This is a genomic window from Candidatus Hodgkinia cicadicola (genome assembly GCF_002774925.1).
Window position 1 is genome coordinate 1 of record NZ_NXGO01000115.1, and the last position, 3847, is coordinate 3847.

The window sequence follows — 3847 nt, forward strand, 5'->3', positions numbered from 1 at the left end:
AGGTAAGCTTAGCCTCACATTTTCTATTAGAAGTCTATTATCATGAGCCGAATTAACCATAATATTAAACAGCATCGGTGAAGCATTTAAATACGCATACCTGAACAAATGTAAGAAATCCGACAGATCATTAATCCATGAAAAGTACACCGAAGTCTTTGGTTCCTCATGTTCCATAAGATGTACTTAGCATTAGACACCACAAGTGCCATACTGTTGGCAACATCATCGAAACAAATCCACAAATACATCCTACTCCAAACGTTGATACTACCCAACCATTTAACCAAGTACAAAAATACCCAATCAGATCATCCACACATACTGACTAAATCATTGAAGTATAAATCCTATACGAACCGTTTCGATAAAATATTAAATCTAACTAAAAACATCAACACCAAAAACCATGACACCAACAAAACCATACAAGTTATTAACAAAAACTTCTTACATTATGCATACTATAACCTACCTGATATCTACACAAGATACAACGTTGAAATTAAACAAGAACCAAGAAAACTACGACTGATAATTGATAAATCGTTGTCCACTTCCAACAAATTTACACTTGTAACTAAATTCATAAAGCATATATCAGTTCTATTCGAAGATATTGAGATTATATGTTATACGACAAGACACTGAATGGGCGGTAATTCCCTTAAATACTGAGAACAAACAAAATCTTCACAACCAGGAAGGATTAACGACTTACTCCATATCAAATATAATCATGAAATTGAATTACATAAAGAACCAACCTTCAAAAGAGTATATCACCACAACCCCAAAGAAAACATCGATGGTGAAACACTATTGACCTTTTGTAATCGTTATAAAACAAACATACTAATCTGTGATAACAACCCAGCCGACTACACCACATCAAAACTCAACAAATCTGAATTACTAAGCCACCATATGAATAATATTATTAAATTATTAAACAAAACAAACATCAAAATACTCAAAATTAATATCAACAAAACAAATCTCTACAACTGATTCAACCTCAACAAATACACTTCTAAAAAGACTTTAAACAAACTAATTACCCAACTAATAACATAATGTCCGTCACCTGATGTAACAGACTTAAACTAAACAATACTAACAAAAATCCACCAAACAAACTGTTTCTTTGTAAGCCCCAAAAGTTAACATATTATTATAACTTAATAGGTATTAAAAACAACTCCGGAATAAACATATCAAAACTTAAATTACTCTTAACAAATCAATTTCCATATCAAACTAAGAATAAAAGCTTAGAATTAAGTTGTATAATTAATAAGTCACTTAATACCGAATTTTATATCTACTTCAAATTCAATAACATTAAATACGACACACTTAACAGAATTCCATATATTAGCCACTATCTTGTTTTTGATCTTCCGAAGTTAATTTTACCCAAACTAAACACCGAATTTAATCCATATTCGGAAGCAGAACAACAGATAATAATTTCAAAATTAATAAAATCAACTTCAATTAATTATGACATAGATGAAAAAGAATACAAAATACTACTTGACACCTTTAACACCAAACACATAGAAATAACAACTGGCAACCAATGTATCATTTCATATGACGATTATTACGAATTATATTTAATAACTCTCTTAGAACTTAGAACTAAACACTCTCATTTATTAAAATCATTATTAAACCTAGAAACAGCATCCTTTATCAACGGAAAATGACAAAAGTTTAACTACATTCAGAACCAAAACAACACAAAGTGATATAGTAAACGGAGATCAAACAGACTAATCAAAAATTTCACTGAGATCTGTCAAAATACTAAAGTAATCCTGTTTAGAAACTTAGAAAAACATCAAAACATAAACCCTCTAATTTCATGTGAGTTATTAACTCTAAACACTTGAACAGCCTTACATCAAACAAGTATAGCTTATATTTCCACCAAATTTAAACTAATAGACAAAGTTATATATGCTGTTAATCTTCAAACTGATGTTAGAAGTAATATAAAATCCTTAGAAGACGAGTTCAAAAACCTATGACTAACATCGTCTGATAGACAGAGAATAAACAATCTAACAGGTATAAAACATGCTTACGACTCAGATCAAATAACAAAGCAAGACTGATTAATGATATGAAAAACGTTAACAAAAACCAATAAGCATATCTCACCAAAAGATGTAGATATATTAACAGTTTGAAGTATTGGGGATGAAATAATAAAACTTATATGTCAGAATATAGATGAATTATTTTGTTTGAACAACGCTGATACTGTAATTGATAATCTCATGAAACAAGAACCATCTCTTCCAATATGGAAGACATTACAAACCAAGATATACAATGCATTAAACACCTCATCATTTAGTCAAAGCTTTGAACAAACCAATAGCTTATGTGAACTTTCCCATGAACAAAGACTAACATGTATGAACGAAGAATCAAACGACCAAGCCCTATCCTTGGAACAAAGAGATGTAAAACGTTGACATCAAGGAGGATTATGTCCAATTGAATCACCAGAAGGTCAGAACATAGGATTAATATTCACCCTGACCGCTTATTCAAGCATAGATGTTAACGGAAACATACTAACAGCATATTATAAGATTCATAACGGCCATATTAGTAATCAAATAATATATCTAAGCTATCTCGAAAGATTAAATTATATAACCATAATACCAGAAAGTAAACAATTCGGAGATAGGATTACATGTGAACAAAACCACAAAGTCTCATTAACCAAACTAACCGAAGCTGAAATATGTTATTGTTCAGATAAACAATTCTTTTCTCCTTCAACGAATTTAATCCCTTTTCTTAAACACAACGATCCAACACGATGTCTTATGGCGGTTAACATGAAGAAACAAGCGGTTCCATTATTGACTCCACAATCCCCATTGGTAGGAACAGGTACAGAAAAATTAATCACTGAAAACTGTCATAACAACATATTCTCTAAATCTAATGGAATTGTTACCAAAGTTGATTCAACAAAAATTATTATCTATACTACTGCTATTAACCGTTATTTTGTTTATAAACTGCCATTAAACAAACATAATAATCAGAACATGTATATAAGAATTAGACCAACAGTATTACCATTACAATTAGTTTCAAAAGGTGAACTCATTGCCGAATGTCAATCATATTACCATGGAGAATTAAGCTTAGGTGCCAACCTGTTGGTAGCGTTTATGTGTTGGAAAGGATATAACTTCGAAGATTCTGTATTAATTTCATCTGATATTGTATCGAAAGGAACATTTCAGTCTCTTCATGTAATGCAAGTGGATATTGAATTAGAGAAAAACGAAATCTTAACTAACAAAATCAAAACAATCCCAACAAAACATTTAACCAATCTTCAAAACAACGGTATTGTTAAAATAGGTTGTAAACTTCATGCTAATGATGTGTTAGTAGGTAAGATTAAACCCACCATTGAATCAGATAATGGTTCAGATATCCCAAACCAATATGCTCTGGTATATAAAGATTCATCAATAAGACTACAAAATGATATACAAAGTGCAACTGTTATCGATGTCCGAAGACCTGACAGAAACAAACTGGACGATATTGTTGACAACGTTGTTACAAATCTAGAACTATTAAGAAAGAAATACATTAAACATATATGACATTTATCAAGAACCGAAACAATAATCTTAAAAAGTAGACATCAAAGTTACGGCATCTTTGAATTCGATAGCATCAATGTTAAACTTTCAAATGATTTACAATTAGCATATAAGTCGTACATATTAAAATTTACAGCTTTGTACAAACGTTGTTTTAAATCGATGAATTTATACTTGACTTCAAAATCCAA

General features: G+C 30.5%; 1 protein-coding gene and 2 pseudogenes. All 3 read left to right on the forward strand.

All coding sequences use genetic code 4. The annotated features are described in order from the left end of the window. Positions 1-190: pseudogene (locus MAGTDC_RS05045) on the forward strand (hypothetical protein); the annotation flags it as partial. Next, on the forward strand, positions 181-1077 hold the full coding sequence (locus MAGTDC_RS03565) for a cobaltochelatase CobT-related protein (RefSeq protein ID WP_146657076.1): 897 nt from the start codon (positions 181-183) through the stop codon (positions 1075-1077). The pseudogene MAGTDC_RS05045 and the gene MAGTDC_RS03565, both read left to right, overlap by 10 nt. Next, positions 1077-3847, forward strand: a pseudogene (locus tag MAGTDC_RS03570) (hypothetical protein); the annotation flags it as partial. The gene MAGTDC_RS03565 and the pseudogene MAGTDC_RS03570, both read left to right, overlap by 1 nt.